We start from the raw sequence: 19,940 nt of genomic DNA, 5'->3' as shown, positions 1-19,940 counted from the left end.
TGTGCCTGTGGCTTGGGATTCAACCAACCTTGTCACCACAGAGACACAGCGAGCACAGAGAGTCAAAATGGGAGTTGGTTGCGCGCGAAGCGCGCCGGAAGAAACCCTTGGTTTTCCTCTATGATCTCTGTGTCTCTGTGGTCAATCCCTTGGTTTCCTAGCCCAGGGCTGAGCAAGAAAGCCCGCCCTCACCCTCCCGCTGACGCGGGCGACCAACGGTCGAGCCTCCGGGAGAGGATCGGGGTGAGGGCTATCAGCCCCAGAGCACGGCCGGCGGGGGGTGCATGAGGCTGCCGTCGAAGGCGATGGCGTCGTCCCGGTCGCGCTCGAGCAGCAGGGGGCCGTCGAGGTCGACCACCTGGGCGCCCTGGGCGACCAGCAGGGCCGGCGCCATGGCCAGCGAGGTCGCCAGCATGCAGCCGACCATGATCTCCAGGCCCGCCGCCTCGGCCGCCGCCTTGAGCGCCAGGGCCTCGGTCAGGCCACCGGTCTTGTCGAGCTTGATGTTGACCATGTCGTAGCGGCCGGCCAGCGCCGGCAGCGACTTCCGGTCGTGGCAGGATTCGTCGGCGCAGAGCGTGACCGGCCGGGGCCGGCCGGCCAGCGCGGCGTCGTCGCCGGCGGGCAGCGGCTGCTCGATCATGGCAACCCCGAGGCGCGCCATCTCGGGCGCCAGAGTGTCGTAGAGCGCCGCGCTCCAGGCCTCGTTGGCGTCGACCACCAGGCGCGAGCCGGGCGCGCCCTCGCGCACCGCGGCGACCCGCTCGACCACGCCCTCGGCGCCCAACTTGATCTTGAGCAACGGCCGGTCGGCGGCCGCCTGTGCGGCCCGGCCCATGGCCTCGGGCGCGTCGAGGGAGAGGGTGTAGGCGGTTACCACCGCCTCGGGCGACGACAGGCCCGCCAGATCCCAGGCGGCCCGGCCGCTCCGCTTGGCCTCCAGGTCCCAGAGCGCGCAGTCCAGGGCGTTGCGCGCCGCGCCGGCGGGCAGGGCCTCCTGCAGCCACATACGGTCGGGGCCGGCCTCCAAAGCGCCGGAGATCTCCTCCAGCGCGGCCAGGACGCCCTCGACGGTCTCGCCGTAGCGGGCGTAGGGCACGCACTCGCCGCGCCCCCGGTGCTCGCCGTCGGCGACCTCGGCAACCACCACCTCGGCCGCGGTCTTGCTGCCGCGGGAGATCGTGAAGCTGCCCCGGATCGGCCAGGACTCGCGCCGCAGGGTGAGCGTCGCCATTCCCGCTGCTAGCCGAGGCGGTCGACGATGGGCGCCACCCCCTGGCGCAGCGGATCGACGGCCGGAAGATCGAGCGCTTCGGAGGTCTCCTTGAGGAGGCGCTCGGCGGCGGCTTCGTCGAGCCGGGCCGTGTTGATCGCGACGCCGGCGAAATAGGGGTTCGGATTGGTCAGGCGCGCCGCCTCGAGGTTCCGGTCGATGCAGAGCTGAAGGTCCGGCAGGGCGACGCCCGGCAGGCCGCGCATGTGGTCGCGGGTCGGCTCGTGGCAGAGCACCAGGGCGTCGGGCTGGCTGCCGTGCAGCAGGCCGAGGGAGACACCGGCGAAGGAGGCATGGAACAGCGAGCCCTGGCCCTCGACCACGTCCCAGTGGTCCTCGTCGTTGGCCGGGGTCAGCCACTCGGTGGCGCCGGAGATGAAGTCGGCGACGACGGCGTCGACCGAGACCCCGTCGCCGACGATGAAGATGCCGGTCTGGCCGGTCGCCCGGAAGTCGGCCTTCCGGCCGCGGTTCTTCAGCTCCTTCTCGATCGCCAGGGAAGTGTACATCTTGCCGACCGAGCAGTCGGTGCCGACGGTCAGCAGGCGCTTGCCCGGGCGTCTCTTGCCGTTGGCCACGGCGAACTCGCGGGTCGGGTGGCGCACGTCGTGCAGCTCGCGGCCGTGGGCCTCGGCGGCGCCGGCCAGGATCGCCTGGTCCGCCAGGCGGTTGTGCAGGCCGGCGGCGACATCGAGGCCGAGCTCCAGAGCGCGCTCGAGGACCGCCAGCCAGGCCTCCGAGATCACCCCGCCGCGGTTGGCGACGCCGACGATCAGGGTCTTCGCCCCCGCCTCGACGCCCGCCTCCAGGGTCATGTCCTTGAGGCCGAGATCGGCGTTGCAGTCCGGCAGGCGGAGCTGGCCGAGGCACCACTCCGGCCGCCAGTCCTTGATCCCCTGGGCCGTCTTGGCGGCGAGCTGGTCGGCGGCGTCGCCCAGGAACAAGAGATAGGGATGCTCGATCGCCATGCCCCAGATCCTCCCCTTCATATTCTTTTCCAGAGAGTTATCCGATAAGAAGGGGAAGGCCGCAATAGGCAGGGGAGCAATGGCTTGAGCGCAGTCGACCACGTCTGGATCTTTCATGGCGAGGGCGCCCGTTTCGCCTCGGGGGTCTTCGCAACCAAGGAGGCCGGACGACGAGGAACAGGGTGAGGCCGAGCGGCCGGCTGAGTAGCAGGGTCGAGGTCCTGGAAGACGGCCAGGTTTCCAGGCATGCCGTGTTGCGCGGAAAGCAGCCCATCGATCGTGCCGAAGCCTTCGGGCTCTGGCGGTCCGACCCGGTCTTCCGCGCCTTCTTCATCGACCTCCTGGCGTCAGCGCCCTATCCGGCCTTTTTCTGGGAGACGCCGCCTCTGACGAGGGCAAACCAGGCAGCCGATTTCGAGTTCATTGTGGCGGACAGCCCCTCCCTGGCCGCGCGCGATGCCGAACCGGCGGTCTTTGCCCGGGAATTCGCCGCAGCTGGGCGCCAAGTAACGGCCTTCCGGAACCTTGGCGGGGATGCGCTGCTCGTCGTGCCCTGCCCGCGCGCACCGGAGAGCGCCTACCCGCACCTCGCCGCCTTTTCGCGCTCGGCCCCCGACGACCAGCAGCATGCCTTCTGGCAGCTGGTCGGCGAGAAGCTGGCCGGCAGCCTTTCCGAACGCCCGCTCTGGCTCAGTACCAGCGGCCTGGGCGTCGCCTGGCTCCACGTCCGGCTCGACTCCTGGCCGAAGTACTACACCTTCGAGCCTTACAAGAGGCCGGTCTGAAGCGTTTCAAGATTTGGGGGTTTTCAACACCGGTCGGGAAGGCGCCCCTGCGGAACGTGATCCGCCGAAACCGAAGACCAGGGCCTCGGAGGCGCGCCGTAACGGCGCCTCCCCACCGGAGATGAGCTTTCACCCTAGAACCGGGGCCGGGCACTGTCATGGGTCAAAGTTGTGACCGCCCATTTCAACCGGGGCGAGCAAACTCAGGCGGCCAGCGGCAGTTCGATGATGACCGCGAGTCCGCCCTGAACCCGGTTTTCCGCCCGCACCGAGCCGCCGAGGGCCTCGAGATTGCGGCGAACGATCCAAAGTCCGATGCCCAGATGGTGGCCGCTATCGGCCGAGGCCTCGGATCCGTCCTCGGGCAGATGTTCCGCCGGATCAATCGGGAGTTGATGGTCGTCCGCCGCGCCCGGGGCCGGCCGCAGCGAGACGTAGCGTTCGAAGATCCGGTGCAGATAGGGCGGCGGCACGCCGGGACCCTGGTCGCGCACGGCCACCAGGGCGCGTTTGCCGCGGGTCTTCAGCTCGACCGCCACGGCGCCGTCGGGGGGCGAGACGCTGAGCGCGTTGTCGATCACGTTCTCGAACACGGTCTCCAGCAGCTCTTCGTCGGCGCTGACCACGACATTGTTCTCCAGGCGCGAGTCGAGCCGGACCTGGTGGCTGGCGAAGCTGTCCACGTAGGCATCGACCATGCGGCCCATGAGGGCCGAGAGCTGGACCGGGTGGCTGGGCCGTTCGATCAGCTCGGCGGCGGCCTCGTCGAGGTGCCGGGCCGCGGTGACCAAGCGGTCCAGGCGATCGACCGACTCCTCGAGCACGTCGAGCGCGCGCGACCCGCGCGTGCTCTCCGACGGCACGATCCGCCGCAGCGGCTCGAGCGACTGGCGCATGATGGCGATCGGGGTCTTGAAGGCGTGGGCGTTGTCCTCGGCGGCGCGGCGGATGGTGTCGGCCGAGCCGACCATGGCGGCGGTCATGCGGTCGAACTCCTGCGCCACCGGCGTCAGCTCCGGCACCCGGTTGAGCGTCTCGAACCGCGGATGCGGCGCGGCGCCCCGGCCGATGTCCCGGGCCACCTGGCGGAACCGCATGAGGCTGCGCCAGACGCCGAAGAAGAGACCCATGGTCAAGAGCGCCATGGCCAGGTAGATCATCGCCGCGATGCGCACCTCGAGGGTCTTCCAGTAGGGCTGGCCGATCGAGGTGCCGAGGAACGCGCCGCTGCGGTGCGCCGTCACCAGCATCCAGCAGCCGGCATCGGTGGCGACCGGTGTGATCGAGGTCAGCAGCTCCTCCTCGCCGGTCACGCTGACGTGCCGCAGCGCGATCGGCTCGGCGGCGCAGGTGCTGACCAGATTGCCCAGGACGCCGCGCTCGATCAGGGCGTCGCGCTCCTTCTCGAGCGCGGCCGGCGGCACCGCGGGCTCGGAAGCGACCATGAAGAAGCCGGCCGCCCCGCTCTGCTCCTTGGGCCGGAACAGCACCTTGACGCCGGTGGTCGGCGTCGCCAGGCGCTTGACCTCTTCGGGCAGGGCCAGCAGCGGTGACGGGTCCTCGCGCTCCAGGAGGGGACGCAGGCTCTCGGCCATGAGCCGGCCGTGCTCGCGCACGCTCTCGACCAGGAGCGCCTGCTTGTCCTGGTCGGCGCGCCGGAACTCGTTGTAGAGGATCACCGGGACGGCGAGGAACACCAGCAAGAGCACGGCCAGCTTGCTGACCAGGGAGCGCAGAGGCCAATAGCCCCACCGGCGCCGCGGCCTTTGATCGGAGACCAGCGACGCGGGTAGCGCCCCGTCGGTCACGACCAGCTCTCCTCCGGCTTGCCTCCCTCGCTCCTCCAGCGGTAGCCGAAGCCCGGATAGTTGTCGATGTGGTCGAAGGCGTCGTCGACCGCGCGGAACTTCTTGCGGATCCGCTTGATGAAGGACCGGACGTTGGAGCGGTAGCCGTCGGGGCCGTAGCCGGCGACAAAGTCCTTGCCGCGCACGAGATCGTAGATCTGGCGGTAGGTCACGTCGCTGCCGGCGCGCAGCACCATGAAGTGGACGATCGAGTACTCGGTCAAGGTCAGGTCGACCTGCTTGCCGTCCCAGAAGGCGCGCCGGATGTCGTTGCGCAACTCGAGCGGCCCCATGCGCAGGATCGGCGACTGCGGCGCGGGCGCGGCCTCGGCCTCGCCGGCGCCCGGCAGCTTGGGTCCGTCGGTGATCAGCTTGAGGCGCTGCAGGATGATCGAGAGCCGGCGCGACTTGTCGATGAAATCGACCGCGCCCCACTTCAGGGCCGCTTCCTCGTAGATCTCCTCGCCCAGCATGGTCAGGAACACCACCGGGGTCTCGATCCGCGCCTCGCGCAGCGCCTGCAGCACGCCGAGCCCGTCGATGCCGGGCATGCGCCAGTCGAGCAGCACCGCGTCGGCGGTCTCGCCGCCGCGGAAGTACTCCAGGGCGGACTCGCCGCTGGCGAAGTCGATCACCTCGTAGCCCTCCTCGGCCAGGTTGAGGCCGAGGGACTCGCGGAACAGGTCGTCGTCGTCGACGATGACGACGCGGGAGTAGTTGGTTTCCAGCACGGTCGGTTGCAGAGACATTACTAATTGGTCTCCGTCTTGCCTTGATCGCTCATCAGCTCGTCGAAGCACTGCTGCGCCGACTCCTCGGTCTGATCCGAGCCGGCCGCGCGATAGGTCAGGGCGCGGAACTCACCGCCGTCCACGTGAGGGTAGAAGAAAATGTTCAACACGCATCCCCTGCCGCTGTAGGCCCAGACCGTCGCGGGGGCGACGATCTCCTCCAGGGCGGGCTCGCCCAGCAGGTCCCGCACGCCGGTAAAGTCGAGCCCAACCAGGCTCCGTACCGTCCGCGGCGTCTCGCCCTGCGAAGCGACGGCCTGCTGCTGGACCTTGTCCGAGGCCGGCTTGGCCGCCGGCTGCGGAGGCGCCTCCGAGAAGCCGGGCGCCGACTTGGGCTGTTCGGCGGCCAGTGCGTCGGCCGCCCGCCCCTGGCCGTCTTGCTGTTCCCAGAACTTCCAGGACACGCCTTCGCAGCCCTGAAGGAACAGCGCAACAAGCCCCAAGACCAACAGTGGCCGGATCATCCCGAAGCTCCTAACCGACCTCGACGCGGGTCCACGAGGGACCTGCGACCGCGGACCGCCCGGATTTTAGCGCCATCCGTCGCGGCGCGCGAGAGCGGAGCAGATTGGAACGACCGTCCACGCCCGGGAAGAGCGTTAACGCGGCACTGTTCTTCATTGCCAGCATCATTTTTGTGGCCAAGCAGCCCGAACGGGCGTCAAGAGCTGAGAACCAGGCTGTCACTGGGCTTCCAAGCACACCAAAGGGTTTCGCCGATCTCCACGGTCGGACTGGTCTTACGGGAATCGTTTTGCAAATTCGCAAAGATCCTACGACCTTTTTCATCTTCAAGGTAAACGAAAGATGTATCGCCGTAGTAGGCCACCTCGCTTACCCTTCCGCGCAGGGAGACCAGATCGGCGCCGGGCGCCTCGCGGGTCAGGCGCAGCTTCTCGGGCCGCACGGCGATGCCGACCTCGCCGCTCGCCGGTCCCTCGGCCTCCAGCGCGAGGCGGCCCAGGCCCTCGACCTCGAGGCTGAGGCGCCCCCCGTCGAGCCCGACGACCCGGGCCTCGAAGAGGTTCATGCGGCCGATGAAGTCGGCGACGAAGCGGCAGTTGGGGAACTCGTAGAGCTCGGCCGGCGGCGCCACCTGGCGCACGTCCCCGGCCTCCATGACCGCGATCCGGTTGGCCATGGAGAGCGCCTCCTGCTGATCGTGGGTGACGATCACGAAGGTGATTCCGACGGCGTGCTGCAGGCGCACGAGCTCGAGCTGCATGGCCTCGCGCAGCTTGGCGTCGAGCGCCGAGAGTGGCTCGTCCAGCAGCAGCACCTTGGGGCGCTTGACCAGGGCCCGGGCCAGGGCCACGCGCTGCCGCTGGCCGCCGGAAAGCTGGTCCGGCTTGCGATCGCCGTAGCCGCCCAATTTGACCAGTTCGAGGGCCTCCTCGACGCGGGCCGCGGTCTCGGCGGCCGGGACCCCGGTCACCTTGAGGCCGTAGCCGACGTTCTGTGCCACGGTCATGTGGGGAAAGACCGCGTAGGACTGGAAGACCATGTTGATCGGGCGGCGGTTCGGCGGCACGCCCTCCATGTCCTGACCGTCGATCAGAACGCGCCCTTCGCTCGGGATCTCCAGCCCGGCGATCATGCGCAGCAACGTGGTCTTGCCGCAGCCGGACGGCCCGAGCAGAGCGAAGAATTCGCCCTCGCGGATCTCCAGGTCGACCGCGTCGACGGCGGTGACCGCGGCGCCGAAGCGCTTGGTGACCTGCTCGATGCGGATGATCGGCCGGGGTTCCGACATGCTTCCCTCCTACCCCTGCCGCGCGCTCTTGCGCTGGCCGCGCACGTCCAGCCAGACCATGGTCGCCGCCAGGAGCAGCGTGATCGCGATCAAGATGGTCGAGGCCGCGTTGACCGCCGGGGTGACCGAGAAACGGACCCGGGAGTAGACCTTGACCGGGAAGGTCACGCTGTCGATGCCGGCGGTGAAGAAGGTGATCACAAAATCGTCGAGCGAAAGGGTGAAGGCGAGCAGCGCGCCGGCGATCAGACCGGGCATGAGGTGCGGCACCAACACGTCCCGCATGATCTGCCACTCGCTTGCGCCCAAGTCTCTCGCCGCCTCCTCCAGCTCGCGGTTGAAAGTGGCCAGGCGGCCGCGCACGACCATGGCGACGAAGGGGAAGGAGAAGGCGACGTGGGCGATGATGATGTTGCCCAGGTTGACCGGCCAGGGCAGGTTGGCCGGCCAGCCGATGCGCGAGAAGAAGGCCAGCATGGCGACGCCCATGCAGATCTCCGGGATCACGATCGGCAGGGTCATGGCGCCCTCGTAGGCCGTCTTGCCGGGAAAGCGGAAGCGCCAGAGGGCGACCGCCACCATGGCGCCCAGGACCGTAGCGATGATCGTGTTGACGAAGGCGATGGTCAGCGAGTTGACGAAGGCGTCGAACAGCTCCGTGTCCTGGTAGGCCTTCTCGTAGTACTTGAAGGTGAACCCGCGCCAGACGATGTTGCGCCGGCTGTCGTTGAAGCTGAACACGACCAGGATGACGATCGGCGCGTAGAGAAAGATCAGCGTCGCCACGAAGGTCAGGCGCAGCCAGAGGCGGCGGCTGTACTCGAGCGGCGCGATCGGGCGCCGGGCCGCCAGCAGACCCTGGCGTCGTGCGGCGAAGGCCTGGAGCATCAGCCGGCCTCCATCTGGGAGCCCTTGGACCAGAGGACGCGCAGCGCCAGCACGAAGAAGGTGATGTACATCAGGTTGAGGGACAGAGCGGCGCCGAAGGGCCAGTCGTTGGCGTCCTTGAACTGGTTGTCGATCACGTTGGCGATCATCAGCACCTTCTTGCCGCCCAGCAGGTCGGGGGTCAGGAAGGAGCCGAGCGCCGGGATCAGTGTGATGATGATGCCGGAGACGATGCCGACCTTGGCCAGCGGCACCACGATGGAGAAGAAGGTGCGGGCCTGGCCGGCGCCGAGGTCGAGGCTGGCCTCGATGTAGGAGTGGTCCATCTTCTCGAGCGAGGCATAGAGCGGCAGGACCATGAAGGGCAGGTGGACGTAGACCAGCCCGAAAATCACCGCGAACTGCGTGCCGACCAGCGAGAAGGGCCGGTAGCTCTCGCCGAGCAGCTGCAGGTCGCCCAAACCGACCACGGCGAGCAGACCGTTGCCGAAGTCCCACAGCCCCTCGAGGCCGTAGTTGATGAAGCCCTTGGCCCGCAGCATGGCGATCAGGGCGTAGGTCCGGATCAACAGGTTGGTCCAGAACGGCAGGATGATCAGCAGCAGCAGCACCGGCTTCCAGCGCGACGGCGCGAAGGAGATGCCGAAGGCGATCGGAAAGGCGACGACAAGGCAGAGCGCCGTGGTTAGCCCGGCGTACCATAGCGACTTGAAGAAGATGCCGAGATAGAGCGGGTCGAGGGACCGGAGGTAGTTCTCCAGGGTCCAGGTGATCTCGATCTCGACCGGGCCGCGCCGCTCGCCGAAGGAGATCACCCAGACGATGGCCAGCGGCGCCAGGAAGAAGACCACCAGCCAGAAAGCGGGCGGCAAGTTCAAGACCCAGAAGACCCGGGGGTTACGACGCCAGCTTTCCATCGCTGCCTCTGTGCCTGGAGCGTGGATCGAGGTCCGGCCGGAACCAGGAGGGGCTCCGGCCGGGCTCGCTAGCCTCTAGGCCGCCAGGACGCGGGTCCAGGCCTCGTCGTAGAGCCGCTGGACGTCTTCGCCCTGGTAGATCGCGCTCTCGCAGCGCTTGACCACCTGATCGGTCGGGAAGATCGCCGGGTTCTTGGTGTAGTCGTCCGACAACAGGGCCTTGGCCGCCTTGTTGGGCGTGGCGTAGTAGATGAAGTCGGCGATCGCCGCGCCCGGCTCGGCGTCGAGGATGAAGTTGATGAACTTGTGGGCATTCTCGACGTGCGGCGCGCCCCTGGGGATGCAGAGGCAGTCCTGCCACAGCAGGCCGCCCTCGTTGGGTACCACGTAGCTCAGGTCGTCGTCCTCCTCCATGACCTGGAGGATGTCGCCGTTCCATTCCATGGTCAGGTCGACCTCGCCGGACAGCAGAAGGTCCTGGCCGTTGTCGTCGGCGAAGGCCTTGATGTGCTGCTTCTGGCGGATCAGCAGCTCCTCGGCCTGCTTGAGCTGTTTGGGGTCCTTCGAGTTAAGGGAGTGGCCCAGGTACTTCAGCGTGGCGCCGAGAACGCTGGTGCTGTCGCCGAGCAGCGCGATACGCCCGGAATACTGGTCGGAGTCGAACAGCACCTTCCAGCTGTCCGGCGGCGACTTGACCGCGGACTTGCGGTAGCCGATCCCTTGCGTGCCCCACATATAGGGCATGGAATACCTGCGTCCCTCGTCAAACTCGGCGTCCTGGAAGGCGGGATCGATGTTGCCGAAGTTGGTGATCATCGAGCGATTGATCGGGACCAGCATCTTCGCCGTGATCATGCGCTCGACGTAGTCGTTGGTCGGCACGATCACGTCGTAGCCGGGGTTGCCCTCCTTGAGCTTGGCGAAGAGCTCGTCGTTGTCGGCGAAGAGATCCATCTTGACGGTGATCCCGCTCGCACTCTTGAAATCAGCCAGCGTGGTCTCGCCGATGTAGGTGTCCCAGTTGTAGAAGTTGAGCCTCGGCTCCTCGACGGCCCAACCGAGCTTCGGGCCGAAAGCCAGACCCGCGGCCGCCGCACCTGTGCCTGCCAACAAGCGGCGACGCGAAAGGCGCCTTCCAAAGCGCTTATTCATTCGACAACACTCCTTTCTTTCGTTTCTCAGGGCGTCGGTCGGCCTTTCCCCTGCCGAAATCCCGGCCTCTGCTGCCCCCCGGCTGCGCAAGTATGCGCCCCGGAAGTCGCGTGTCAACGGAACCGGGCCCGCGGGCGCCGGCGGCCCTGGCCGGCCGGGCGGGGTTAGCCAGAACTTAACCCGGCCACGGCTACAGCACACCCGGGTCCGAAGGACCGCGCGCCGGGTCCCGGTCCAGGCACCGCCGCCGGCAGCGACACCTTGACCCGGAGAACCGGCTCTGAACTCATGGTCCGGGCGGCTTGCCCGGCCGCCGGACCAAGGATGCCATGCCCAAGAAGCTTCTCTTCCTGGCGGCGAAGATCGCCGTGACGGCGGGTCTGCTCCACCTCGTCTTCCGCGACCTCTCCCTCACGGAGATCGCCGCGCTGCTGCAGGACTTCTCGGTCGGACCGCTGGTCCTGGCCGCGGCCCTGATACTGGCCCAGGCGGTCGTTGTGGTCGCCTGGCGGTGGAGCCGCATCCTGAGCGCGATCGACCGGCCGGTCGCCGCCCGAGAGCTGTGGAGCCCCGTGGTGATCGGGGTCTTCTTCAACCAGGTGCTGCCGTCCACCGTGGGCGGCGATGGCATGCGCATGTGGTTTCTGACCCGGATGGGGCGCCCCTTCGGCCTGGCCGTGCGCTCGGTCCTGATCGACCGGATTTTGGGCCTCCTGGCCTTGATGGCGCTCAGCGCCGGCGGCGCCCTGTTCCTGATCCCCTTCGTCGCAACACCGGCGCCGCTCTGGGGCGTGGCGGCGGTTTCCCTGACGGGAACCGCGGCGGTGGTCGCCGCGCCGACGCTGCTGCACCTGCTCGGCTTCCTGCCGATCGACGCCGTCAAGCGCCAGATCGGGGTGGTGGCGGCGGAGATCACGGTGCTTCGGCGGAGGGGCGGGCTGATGCTCGGCCTGTTCGGCGTCTCGGTCGTGGGCCACCTTCTCCTTGCTCTGGCGGCCTGCGCCGTGGCGGCCTGTCTCAATCTCGAGATTCCCCTGTTCGGCGCCCTGGCGGTGCTGCCGGCGGTCATGCTTGCCGCCACACTGCCGGTTTCAATCGCCGGTTGGGGCGTCCGCGAGGGCGCCATGGTGCTCGGCCTCGGGCTGATCGGCGTCGAGGCCGGGCCGGCCGCTCTGATCTCGGTCAGCTTCGGCTTGCTGCAGCTCGGCCTGGGAATGCTCGGCGGCCTGGTCTGGTTGGTCCACGGCCGGCCCAAGCCGGCCGACCTCGCGACCTGAGGCCACGCCGACCGGCCGCGGCCCGCTGCGAGTGGCCGCTCCGGCCGCCCTTCAACCACGAGATTAGCCGATTCTTAAGGGCTCGCGACGACCCTTGGCGGTCGGAGCATCTTTCTGGCAAGCAGGTCACTACCGTCCCATGGCAACACCCGGTTTCAAGCCCTCATCGGCTGAGCCTATGCCGGACCAGGCCGAGCGGCTGCGCGCCCTCGGGAACGCCGGGCGGTCGGATGGAGGTTCCGAGGCGCCCCATTGGGGCAGCATCATGGGTCTGCGGAGCCTGGTGACCCAGATGCCCTCCGCCGTCGTCTGCCTGGACGAGGCTTTCAAGATCAGCCTGTTCAACGAACGGGCCGAGGCGCTTTTCGGCTATCGCTCCGACGACGTCCTGCACAAGTCCTTCAGCGTGCTCCTGGCGCCGGTGCCGCCGAAAGGCCGCCAGGAGGTGCTCGACGAACTGCTCGGGTCCGAGCGGGGCCAATCGGCCGAAACAACCAAGGCCTTTACCGCCGTTCACCGGAACGGCGAGGAATTCCAAGCCGAGATGCAAATACGCCGGATCGCCGAGCCGGACTGGCAGGCCGTGGTCCTGGTCCTGCGCGACATCCGTCACCGCCAGATCGCCGAGGAGGCGCTGATCACCGCGAAGAACGAGGCGGAGATCGCGAACCGGGCGAAGTCCGAGTTCCTTGCCAACATGAGCCACGAGCTGCGCAATCCGCTCAACGCCATCATCGGCTTCTCCGAGATCATCCAGAACGAAGCCCTGGGGCCGGTCGGCCAGCCGGACTACCGCGACTACGCGGAGAACATCCAGATCTCCGGACGTCACCTGCTGAAGCTGATCAACGACATCCTCGACCTGTCCAAAATCGAGGTGGGCAAGCTGGCGCTGAACGAGGACCGCTTCAAGGTGGGCGATATCATCCACGCCTGCATCGCCCTGATGGGCGGCCAGGCGCGCGAGGCCGGCGTCGACCTGCAGCAGGAGACCGCGCAGAGTCTGCCCACGATCTACGCCGACGAACGCATGCTGCGTCAGATCCTGATCAATCTCCTGTCCAACGCGATCAAGTTCACCCCCGAGGGCGGCAGCGTCCGCGTCCAGGCCTGGGATCATGCCGACGATGGCCTGGTGCTCCAGGTCGCGGACACAGGGATCGGCATGACCCTGGAAGACATCCCCCGCGCCATGATCCGCTTCGCCCAGACACCCAGCCCCGTGACCCGCAAGTTCGAGGGTAACGGCCTCGGCCTGCCGCTGACCAAGTCGCTGATCGAGCTCCACGGCGGCTCGCTCGATCTTCAGAGCAAGGTCGACGTCGGCACGACGGTGACCGTGCGCCTGCCGGCCGAACGCATCGTCCGCGAAGGCTGACCCGGCTTCTTCCGAAACCAACGATCACGGTCCCCTTGCGGGCGCAACTCAAGCGCTTGTGACTGGCAAATCGACCGGCCTCGGTAGATGCTGCCGCCATGGTTTCGGATCTCATGCTCTTGCGGGCCCGGTCTCTCGGCGCGCTCTGCCTGGCCCTTCTGCTCGGCTGGGCGAGCCTCGCCCTGGCCGGCCCGAGCGCCTGGCGGTCCGAATGGCCCAACACCGATTTCGACAAGAGCTCGGTCGATTTCGACGAGATCCTGAGCGGCGGACCGCCCAAGGACGGCATCCCCTCGATCGACGACCCGAAGTTCGAAACGATCGAGGCAACCGCCGAGCTGCCCGCCCAGGAACCCGTGATCGGCCTGAGCATCAACGGCGACTCGCGGGCTTATCCGCTGCGCGTCCTGACCTGGCACGAGATCGTCAACGACGTGGTCGGCGGCATCCCGGTGGCGGTCACCTATTGCCCGCTGTGCAATTCGGCCATCGTCTTCGACCGCCGGGTCGACGGCAAGGCAACCGAGTTCGGCACGACCGGCAAGCTGCGCAACTCCGACCTCGTGATGTACGACCGTGACACCGAGAGCTGGTGGCAGCAGTTCATGGGCGAGGCCATCGTCGGCCAGAGGACTGGCACCAGGCTCCGGATGATCCCGGCCCGGCTCGAGTCCATGGAGAAGTTCAGGCAGCGGCATCCGGACGGGCTGGTGCTGGTGCCGAACAACCCGAGGCTGCGCGCCTACGGCGCGAACCCCTATGTCGGCTACGACAGTAGCAGCCGCCCCTACTTCCCGGTCGCCCGCATGCCGGAAGGGATCGCGCCGCTGGCCCGGGTGGTCAGGGTCGCAGATCGGGCCTGGAGCCTGGCGCTGCTGCGCGAGCAGGGCCGCATCGAGGAGGCCGGCCTGGTCCTGACATGGGAGGCGGGCCAGGCGTCGGCGCTCGACAGCCGGGCGATCGCCGAGGGTCGGGACGTCGGCAACGTCACGGTTCAGCGGCGGGGCGCCGGTGACGCCCTGGAAGACGTGCCCTACGACGTCACCTTCGCCTTCGTCTTCGCCTCGTTCCATCCCGAAGGACAGCTGAACCGCTGAGCGTTCCGAGCCTCCCTCTGGGGAGGGTCAGTCGTCGGTCACCAGGCGAAATCCAATCAGGATGTGCTTGAGCTGCGGCGGCCTGCCGTGGCGCGCGGCGGGGCGGCAGACGCCGCAGCCGCTGTCGTCCCAGGACCCGCCCTTGACGATGAAGCGGCCGGCCCCGGCCGGCGTCGCGGTCCATTCGAACACCTGTCCGGCCGCGTCGAGCAGGCCGAAGGGGCTGGCCCCCGCAGGAAAACTGCCGACCGGCAGGGTGTCGAAGGGACCCCGGTCGTGGCTGTTGAGGCGCCGCGGGTCCCAGGCATCGCCCCAGGGGAAGCGCCGCCCGTCGGTGCCCCGGGCGGCCTTCTCCCACTCCGCCTCGCTGGGCAGGCGCCAGGGCGTGCCGGTCGCCTCGCCGAGCCAGGCGGCATAGGCCCGGGCGTCTTCATGGCTGACCAGGACGACCGGATGGCGCGCGCGGCCCTCCGGCGGGCGACCCGCCATCCAGGCGTGGCGGCGGGTGCGCGCGTAGGGGTGAATGAGGCGATACCCGGCCCAGGTCTCAGGATCGACGTCGGGCGCCGGATGCCCGCTGGCCGACACGAAGGCCGCGTAGTCGGCGTTGGTGATCGGGGTCCGCGTGATCCGGAAGGCCGGAACCGTCGTCTCCCGCCGGGGCGGTTCGCTCTCGTACCAACGGCCGCTCCGGGTCCGCTGGTGCCCGTAGGCGGCCTCGTCCAGACGGTAGCCCATCTCGCGCTCGGCGCGGTCCGAGCCGGCGATGAAGGGACCGGCAGGCACCTCGATCACCGCCGGCGCCGACGGGGCCGCCGCCACGGCGCCGAACGGCCGTAGCAGCACAAGGCCGGCGGCCGCCCCCAAGAGCCTTCGACGGTCCCAGACCGGGCGCCGCGCCGGCGCGCCGGTCACGGCCCGCGTGCCCCGGGCGGTCAATCCCGGACCACGAAGACCGAGCAGTCGGCGTGGCGCACCACGCGCGCGGCGTTCGGGCCCAGCAGGTAGTCCTTCAGCTCTGGCCGGTGCGAGGCGATGACGATGAGGTCGGCGCCGACCGTCCTCGCCGCCTTGAGAATCTCCTCGTAGATCGTGCCGTGGCACATGTGGAGGTGGACATCGAGTCCGTCGAGCTTCCAGCTCTTGGCCAGCGCCTGCAGCCGCTCCTTGGCCTGATCCAGGGCCTTGCGCTCGAAACCCTTGGGGAAGTAGCTGCCGACCACGGGCATGCCGAAATCCGGCAGGACCGACACGATGTGGATCGCCGCCTTGCCCTGGGCCAGCTTCTTGGCCAGGGGGACCGTCTCCTCCCAGGAGGATGGCTGGTTCAGGTCGACGGGAACGAGAATCGTGCGGAACATGGCTTTCTCCCTACCGCTCTACCTCGAAAGCTCGGAGCAGATTCAGGAGGATGAGGGATCGCTTCGGGCGATTCCACTGGTCCGCGATCCGCTCGGCATCAACTATTTACAGCAGATTCGCCCAGTTTATCGGATCGCCTCTAACGATTCCGTCAAATCCGCATCTGCTCTAGGGCCAACAGGCCCTAGGCCCTCGCCGCGGACCGGCCGCGGCGCCACTGCGTTAGCAGGACGAGCGCCAGGAGTGCCAGGGCCGGCAGGTAGAAGACCTCCTTGAAAACGCGTTCGACCGGCAGGCTCACCTCGGTGACGGTTACCGGAGGATCGACATAGAAGTCGTACTGCCGGCCGAGGCTCTCGAAGGGCGAGCCGGGCAGCGGCTCTTCCAGCAGGGCTTCCTCGCCCTCGACCATGACCAGGAGGCCGCTGCGCTCCAGGCGCTCCGCCCCATCGCCCGCCGCGCCGAGCTCGGCCACGATGGTCTGGCTCTCGATCTGGTCCGGATCGTCGAAGCTCGGACCGCTCACGACCATGCGCAGAACGCCGTCAGGCGGCAGGCTCCCGGCGATCCGCTCGATCTCGGTGCCCGGCCTTGCCTCGTAGGGCGGGTGGACCATATCGAGCCAAAATCCGGGCCTGAACAGGGTGAAGGCGATCAGCAGTAGCAGCACCGTTTCCCAGATCCGGTTGCGGACGAAGAAAAAGCCCTGGGTCGCCGCCGCGAACAGCAGCATCGCCACGACGGCGACGCAGAAGACGAAGACCGCCTTCATGGGGGTCACGTCGATCAGCAGCAATTCCGTGTTGAAGATGAAGAGGAACGGAAGGAGCGCGGTCCGCACATCGTAGGCGAAGCCCTGAATGCCGGTCCTGATCGGATCGCCGCCCGAAATCGCCGCCGCCGCGAAGGCGGCCAGCCCCACGGGCGGCGTGTCGTCCGCCAGGATGCCGAAATAGAACACGAACATGTGGACCGCGATCAGCGGCACGATCAGCCCGCTCTTGGCGCCGAGCGCGACGATCACCGGCGCCATCAAGGAAGACACCACGATGTAGTTCGCCGTGGTCGGCAGGCCCATGCCGAGGATCAGGCTCATCACCGCGACCAGGATGAGCATGACCATGAGGCTGCCGCCCGAGAGGAACTCGACGAACTCGCCGACCACCTGGTGGGCGCCGGTCAGCGAGATGGTGCCGACGATGACACCCGCCGCGCCGGTCGCCACGCCGATCGAGATCATGTTGCGCGAGCCCGCGATCATGCCCTCGAACCACTGGCCGGCGCCGATTCGAAACTCCTCGACCAGGTCTCCGGAACGCCGGAACAGCGCCTTGAGCGGCCGCTGGGTGAGCGCGATCGTGATCATGGCGATCGCCGCCCAAAAAGCCGAGAGCGAGGGCGACAGCCGCTCCAGCATGATGCACCAGATCAGGATCACGATGGGCAGCAGGAAATAGAGCCCGGTGACCGCGATCGCCCCGGCACGGGGTATCTCGGTGATCGGGGCGTTGGGATCGTCGACCGTGAGGTCGGGCTGGCGCGCCGCGATGCCGACCAGGATGACATAGGCGATCGCCGAGCCCACGACGACGATCGGGAAGGCGGCGTCGGGCGCGACGACCTTGATCCAGCCGAGTCCGTAGTAGACCAGGCCGAACATGACGGCGATGCCGATGAAGCCGCCGAGGAAGCCGATCAGCTTCTGCATCCTGGACAGGTGCGACGGCTGCTTCGGCAGGCCCTTGAGGTCCAGCTTCATGGCCTCGAGGTGCACGATGTAGACCAGCGCGATGTAGGAGACCACGGCCGGCAGGAAGGCGTGCTTGATGATGTCGGTATAGGCGACCCCGGTGAACTCGGCGATCAGGAACGCCGCCGCGCCCATGACCGGGGGCGTCAGCTGGCCGTTGGTCGAGGAGGCCACCTCGACCGCGCCCGCCTTCTCGGCCGGGAAGCCGGTGCGCTTCATCAGGGGAATCGTGAAGGTGCCGGTGGTCACGGTATTGGCGATCGAGGAGCCGGAGTAGAGGCCGCTCATCGCCGAGGCGAGCACGGCCGCCTTGGCCGGACCGCCGCGCAGGTGGCCGAGCAGGCCGAAAGCGATCTTGATGAAGAAGTTGCCGGCGCCAGCCTTCTCCAAGATCGACCCGAACAGGACGAAGAGGAAGATCATTGAGGCGGAGACGCCCAGCGCGACCCCGAAGACCCCTTCGGTCTGCATCCAGTAGTGCCACATGGCCTTGCCGTAGGAGGCGCCCTTCCAGCGCACCACGTCGGGCAGGAATTCGGCGTGGCCGAAGAAGACGTATCCCGCGAAGACGCAGGCGACGATCACCAGGGGCAGGCCGAGCGCCCGGTAGACCGAGATGGCGAGAATGATCATGCCCACGGTGGAGACGACCAGATCGCCGGTGGTGGGCAGGCCGGCGCGGATCGCGATGTCGTCCTTGAAGACGATCAGGTAGAGACAGGCCGCCACACCCAGGAGAGCCAGGGCCCAGTCGTACCAGGGGATATGGTCGCGCGGACTGGACCGGAACAGCGGAAAGGCCAGCGCCGCCAGGAACAGGGCGAAGGCGAGGTGGATGTACCGCCCCTCGCTGTTGGTCACGATCAGGTTGATGCCGGTCAGGTCGGTCAGGGTAAAGGGCACCGTCGAGGCGAAGTAGAGCTGGAACAGGGCCCAGGCGAAGCACGTGCCGATGATCAGCTTGCCCTGCCAGCCGGCCGGATTGCGCGCGCCGGTATCGACCTGGGCGACCATTTCGTCGACATCGATCTCGGCCTTGCGGCTGACCTCGGCCATCGCCTATCCCCCCGACCTGTTCCCCGAGTTCACGTTCCGGCGCGCGGTGTGCCCCACCCGCTCTTTATTGCGCAAAAAACAATCGGGGCGGCCTGACGGCCGCCCCGAAATCGCTGGTAGAGTTACATCCAGCCACGCTCTTTGTAGTACTTGACCGCACCCGGATGCAGCGGCGCGGAAAGCCCGTCCTTGATCATCTCGGCTTCCTTGAGATTGGCGAAGGCCGGGTGCAGCTTGCGGAAGGCGGGGAAGTCGTCGAACACCGCCTTGACCACGACGTAGACCACGTCGTCGGGCACGTCCGCCGAGGTGACGAAGGTGGCGCCGACGCCGAAAGTCTTGATGTCGCTGCTGTTGTTGTACATGCCCGCCGGGATGGTCGCGGTGCGATAGTAGGAGTTGTCGGCGACCAGCTTGTCGATCGCGGGACCCGTGACGTTGACCAGGTGGGTCGCGCAGCTCGACAGGGTCTCCTGGGTCAGGGCGGAGGGGTGTCCGACCAGCCAGAAGTAGGCATCGATCTTGTTGTCGCACAGCGCCTGCGCGGTTTCGGCCGACTTCATCTCCGCCGCCAGACGCAGGTCACCGCGGGTCCAGCCGAGCGCGGCCTCCATCACCTCCCAGGTGCCCCTGGTGCCCGATCCCGGGTTGCCGATGTTGAGGCGCTTGCCCTTCACGTCGGTGATGTTCTTGATGTTCGAGTCATCCCGGGCCAGAACGGTGACCGGCTCCGGATGGACCGAGAAGACCGCGCGGAGCTTCTCGAACTTGCCCTTGTCGGCGAACTTCGACGTGCCGTTGTAGGCGTGATACTGCCAGTCGGACTGGGCCACGCCGAACTCCAACTCGCCGGCGCGAATCGTGTTGATGTTGTAGATCGAGCCGCCGGTCGATTCGGCCGAGCAGCGGATGCCGTGCTTCTTGCGGTCCCTGTTGACCCGCCGGCAGATCGCCCCGCCGGTCGGATAGTAGACGCCGGTCACACCGCCGGTACCGATTGAAATGAACCGTGTCTCGGCCGCGGACGCGCTCCGACTGTCGGCGGCCAGATATCCTCCGGCCGCGAAAGCCAAGGCTACGGATGTCACTGCAAGCTTCTTCATCATCATACTCCCTGTTGGCCAATCAGGCGTTCGAACTGTCGTCCCCTGCGGCAGGGGTAAGAGGGCCGAAGACCGCGACGGACGCAGGCCAAGGGCCTTTGCGCCTCCAGAAGGCGCCATTTGATGCGCAGATTGTCACCGAAGTGATCGTCGTGCCTCTTCCCCGCCAATATTCGCCGGGCCTTGTAACCGCCCGATTGCCGGGTATTGAACACATAAGCTCGATAAAACACCAGCCTTGAGATTCCGAGGCTAGGACACCGACTCATAACTGCGAAGCCAGATTCTGGTTGCGGCGAGCTTGACGAGCGCGAGGTAGTTTTCGGGGTGCTTTTCGAAGCGCGTTGCTATGGCTCTGAAATGCTTGAGCTTGTTGAAGAAGCGCTCGACGAGGTTGCGGTATCGATAGAGGAAGGGGCTGAAGGCGGGCGGCTCCAGGCGGCCAGGCATCGCTTTGATGCAGGCCCAGGCGCCGCGCTTTTGCAGGGCTTGGCGTAGGGCGTTCGAATCGTAGGCCCGATCGGCGAGCAGCGTCTGGCCCGC

18 protein-coding genes are annotated in these 19,940 nt (G+C 67.5%); 4 read left to right on the top strand and 14 right to left on the bottom strand.

From position 1 onward, the window contains the following. Positions 1 to 253: 253 nt before the first annotated feature. Together ycjG and QNJ67_13530 are read right to left on the bottom strand one after the other, a co-directional pair. The gene (gene ycjG / locus QNJ67_13535) at positions 254 to 1,234 is read right to left on the bottom strand and encodes an L-Ala-D/L-Glu epimerase (GenBank protein MDJ0609993.1); all 981 of its coding nucleotides are present in this window, start codon (positions 1,232 to 1,234) and stop codon (positions 254 to 256) included. Positions 1,235 to 1,242: 8 nt separating this feature from the next. After that, positions 1,243 to 2,241 (bottom strand): DUF1611 domain-containing protein, encoded by a 999-nt coding sequence (locus QNJ67_13530; GenBank protein MDJ0609992.1) that lies wholly within the window; start codon positions 2,239 to 2,241, stop codon positions 1,243 to 1,245. A 182-nt stretch (positions 2,242 to 2,423) separates the two neighbouring features. Here QNJ67_13530 and QNJ67_13525 point away from each other — a divergent pair, with 182 nt between their 5' ends. Continuing rightward, positions 2,424 to 3,026 (top strand): hypothetical protein, encoded by a 603-nt coding sequence (locus tag QNJ67_13525; protein ID MDJ0609991.1) that lies wholly within the window; start codon positions 2,424 to 2,426, stop codon positions 3,024 to 3,026. Positions 3,027 to 3,229: 203 nt separating this feature from the next. Here the strand turns inward: QNJ67_13525 and QNJ67_13520 are convergent, their stop codons facing one another. From QNJ67_13520 to QNJ67_13490, 7 genes are all read right to left on the bottom strand, one after another. Next, on the bottom strand, positions 3,230 to 4,834 hold the full coding sequence (locus QNJ67_13520; GenBank protein ID MDJ0609990.1) for a HAMP domain-containing sensor histidine kinase: 1,605 nt from the start codon (positions 4,832 to 4,834) through the stop codon (positions 3,230 to 3,232). Then, positions 4,831 to 5,622, bottom strand: coding sequence for a response regulator transcription factor (locus QNJ67_13515; GenBank protein MDJ0609989.1), 792 nt, complete (start codon positions 5,620 to 5,622; stop codon positions 4,831 to 4,833). The genes QNJ67_13520 and QNJ67_13515 overlap by 4 nt, the downstream gene beginning before the upstream one ends. A gap of 2 nt (positions 5,623 to 5,624) precedes the next feature. Beyond that, entirely contained in the window at positions 5,625 to 6,128 is a 504-nt protein-coding gene (locus QNJ67_13510) for a hypothetical protein (protein ID MDJ0609988.1), read from the bottom strand. A 197-nt stretch (positions 6,129 to 6,325) separates the two neighbouring features. After that, positions 6,326 to 7,417 (bottom strand): ABC transporter ATP-binding protein, encoded by a 1,092-nt coding sequence (locus QNJ67_13505; protein ID MDJ0609987.1) that lies wholly within the window; start codon positions 7,415 to 7,417, stop codon positions 6,326 to 6,328. Positions 7,418 to 7,426: 9 nt separating this feature from the next. After that, positions 7,427 to 8,305: an ABC transporter permease gene (locus QNJ67_13500; GenBank protein MDJ0609986.1), complete on the bottom strand. Its 879-nt coding sequence runs from the start codon at positions 8,303 to 8,305 to the stop codon at positions 7,427 to 7,429. After that, the gene (locus QNJ67_13495; GenBank protein ID MDJ0609985.1) at positions 8,305 to 9,222 is read right to left on the bottom strand and encodes an ABC transporter permease; all 918 of its coding nucleotides are present in this window, start codon (positions 9,220 to 9,222) and stop codon (positions 8,305 to 8,307) included. Before QNJ67_13495 ends, QNJ67_13500 begins: the two co-directional genes overlap by 1 nt. A 75-nt stretch (positions 9,223 to 9,297) precedes the next feature. Then, positions 9,298 to 10,332 carry a spermidine/putrescine ABC transporter substrate-binding protein gene (locus tag QNJ67_13490; protein ID MDJ0609984.1) on the bottom strand — a complete coding sequence of 345 codons (1,035 nt, stop codon included), beginning with the start codon at positions 10,330 to 10,332 and terminating at the stop codon, positions 9,298 to 9,300. A gap of 371 nt (positions 10,333 to 10,703) precedes the next feature. Between QNJ67_13490 and QNJ67_13485 the strand changes: the two genes are divergently transcribed. From QNJ67_13485 to QNJ67_13475, 3 genes are all read left to right on the top strand, one after another. After that, on the top strand, positions 10,704 to 11,651 hold the full coding sequence (locus QNJ67_13485) for a lysylphosphatidylglycerol synthase transmembrane domain-containing protein (GenBank protein ID MDJ0609983.1): 948 nt from the start codon (positions 10,704 to 10,706) through the stop codon (positions 11,649 to 11,651). 178 nt (positions 11,652 to 11,829) lie between these two features. Beyond that, positions 11,830 to 13,029 carry a PAS domain-containing sensor histidine kinase gene (locus QNJ67_13480; protein MDJ0609982.1) on the top strand — a complete coding sequence of 400 codons (1,200 nt, stop codon included), beginning with the start codon at positions 11,830 to 11,832 and terminating at the stop codon, positions 13,027 to 13,029. A 98-nt stretch (positions 13,030 to 13,127) separates the two neighbouring features. Continuing rightward, the gene (locus QNJ67_13475) at positions 13,128 to 14,126 is read left to right on the top strand and encodes a DUF3179 domain-containing protein (protein ID MDJ0609981.1); all 999 of its coding nucleotides are present in this window, start codon (positions 13,128 to 13,130) and stop codon (positions 14,124 to 14,126) included. Positions 14,127 to 14,153: 27 nt separating this feature from the next. Here the strand turns inward: QNJ67_13475 and QNJ67_13470 are convergent, their stop codons facing one another. The 5 genes from QNJ67_13470 to QNJ67_13450 form a co-directional block, all read right to left on the bottom strand. Continuing rightward, positions 14,154 to 15,041: an SUMF1/EgtB/PvdO family nonheme iron enzyme gene (locus tag QNJ67_13470; GenBank protein MDJ0609980.1), complete on the bottom strand. Its 888-nt coding sequence runs from the start codon at positions 15,039 to 15,041 to the stop codon at positions 14,154 to 14,156. A gap of 20 nt (positions 15,042 to 15,061) precedes the next feature. Then, a complete protein-coding gene (locus QNJ67_13465; protein MDJ0609979.1) occupies positions 15,062 to 15,487 on the bottom strand; it encodes a universal stress protein in 426 nt (141 codons plus the stop codon). A 185-nt stretch (positions 15,488 to 15,672) separates the two neighbouring features. Then, positions 15,673 to 18,294: a TRAP transporter permease gene (locus QNJ67_13460; protein ID MDJ0609978.1), complete on the bottom strand. Its 2,622-nt coding sequence runs from the start codon at positions 18,292 to 18,294 to the stop codon at positions 15,673 to 15,675. Between the two features lie 122 nt (positions 18,295 to 18,416). Then, positions 18,417 to 19,397 (bottom strand): TAXI family TRAP transporter solute-binding subunit, encoded by a 981-nt coding sequence (locus QNJ67_13455; GenBank protein ID MDJ0609977.1) that lies wholly within the window; start codon positions 19,395 to 19,397, stop codon positions 18,417 to 18,419. A 252-nt stretch (positions 19,398 to 19,649) separates the two neighbouring features. Beyond that, positions 19,650 to 19,940: transposase (locus QNJ67_13450; protein ID MDJ0609976.1), on the bottom strand; the 291-nt coding region annotated here is incomplete at its 5' end.

It is taken from the genome of Kiloniellales bacterium (assembly GCA_030064845.1).
Lineage (GTDB): Bacteria > Pseudomonadota > Alphaproteobacteria > Kiloniellales > JAKSDN01 > JASJEC01.
This window is presented reverse-complemented; position numbering and strand designations above follow the sequence as displayed.

What these genes read in the sequence shown, in the direction of transcription:
- ycjG (MDJ0609993.1), bottom strand. Translation starts at nt 1,234, where the DNA reads ATGGCGACGCTCACCCTGCGGCGCGAGTCCTGGCCGATCCGGGGCAGC.
- QNJ67_13530 (MDJ0609992.1), bottom strand. Translation starts at nt 2,241, where the DNA reads ATGGCGATCGAGCATCCCTATCTCTTGTTCCTGGGCGACGCCGCCGAC.
- QNJ67_13515 (MDJ0609989.1), bottom strand. Translation starts at nt 5,622, where the DNA reads ATGTCTCTGCAACCGACCGTGCTGGAAACCAACTACTCCCGCGTCGTC.
- QNJ67_13510 (MDJ0609988.1), bottom strand. Translation starts at nt 6,128, where the DNA reads ATGATCCGGCCACTGTTGGTCTTGGGGCTTGTTGCGCTGTTCCTTCAG.
- QNJ67_13505 (MDJ0609987.1), bottom strand. Translation starts at nt 7,417, where the DNA reads ATGTCGGAACCCCGGCCGATCATCCGCATCGAGCAGGTCACCAAGCGC.
- QNJ67_13500 (MDJ0609986.1), bottom strand. Translation starts at nt 8,305, where the DNA reads ATGCTCCAGGCCTTCGCCGCACGACGCCAGGGTCTGCTGGCGGCCCGG.
- QNJ67_13495 (MDJ0609985.1), bottom strand. Translation starts at nt 9,222, where the DNA reads ATGGAAAGCTGGCGTCGTAACCCCCGGGTCTTCTGGGTCTTGAACTTG.
- QNJ67_13485 (MDJ0609983.1), top strand. Translation starts at nt 10,704, where the DNA reads ATGCCCAAGAAGCTTCTCTTCCTGGCGGCGAAGATCGCCGTGACGGCG.
- QNJ67_13480 (MDJ0609982.1), top strand. Translation starts at nt 11,830, where the DNA reads ATGCCGGACCAGGCCGAGCGGCTGCGCGCCCTCGGGAACGCCGGGCGG.
- QNJ67_13475 (MDJ0609981.1), top strand. Translation starts at nt 13,128, where the DNA reads ATGGTTTCGGATCTCATGCTCTTGCGGGCCCGGTCTCTCGGCGCGCTC.
- QNJ67_13465 (MDJ0609979.1), bottom strand. Translation starts at nt 15,487, where the DNA reads ATGTTCCGCACGATTCTCGTTCCCGTCGACCTGAACCAGCCATCCTCC.
- QNJ67_13460 (MDJ0609978.1), bottom strand. Translation starts at nt 18,294, where the DNA reads ATGGCCGAGGTCAGCCGCAAGGCCGAGATCGATGTCGACGAAATGGTC.
- QNJ67_13455 (MDJ0609977.1), bottom strand. Translation starts at nt 19,397, where the DNA reads ATGAAGAAGCTTGCAGTGACATCCGTAGCCTTGGCTTTCGCGGCCGGA.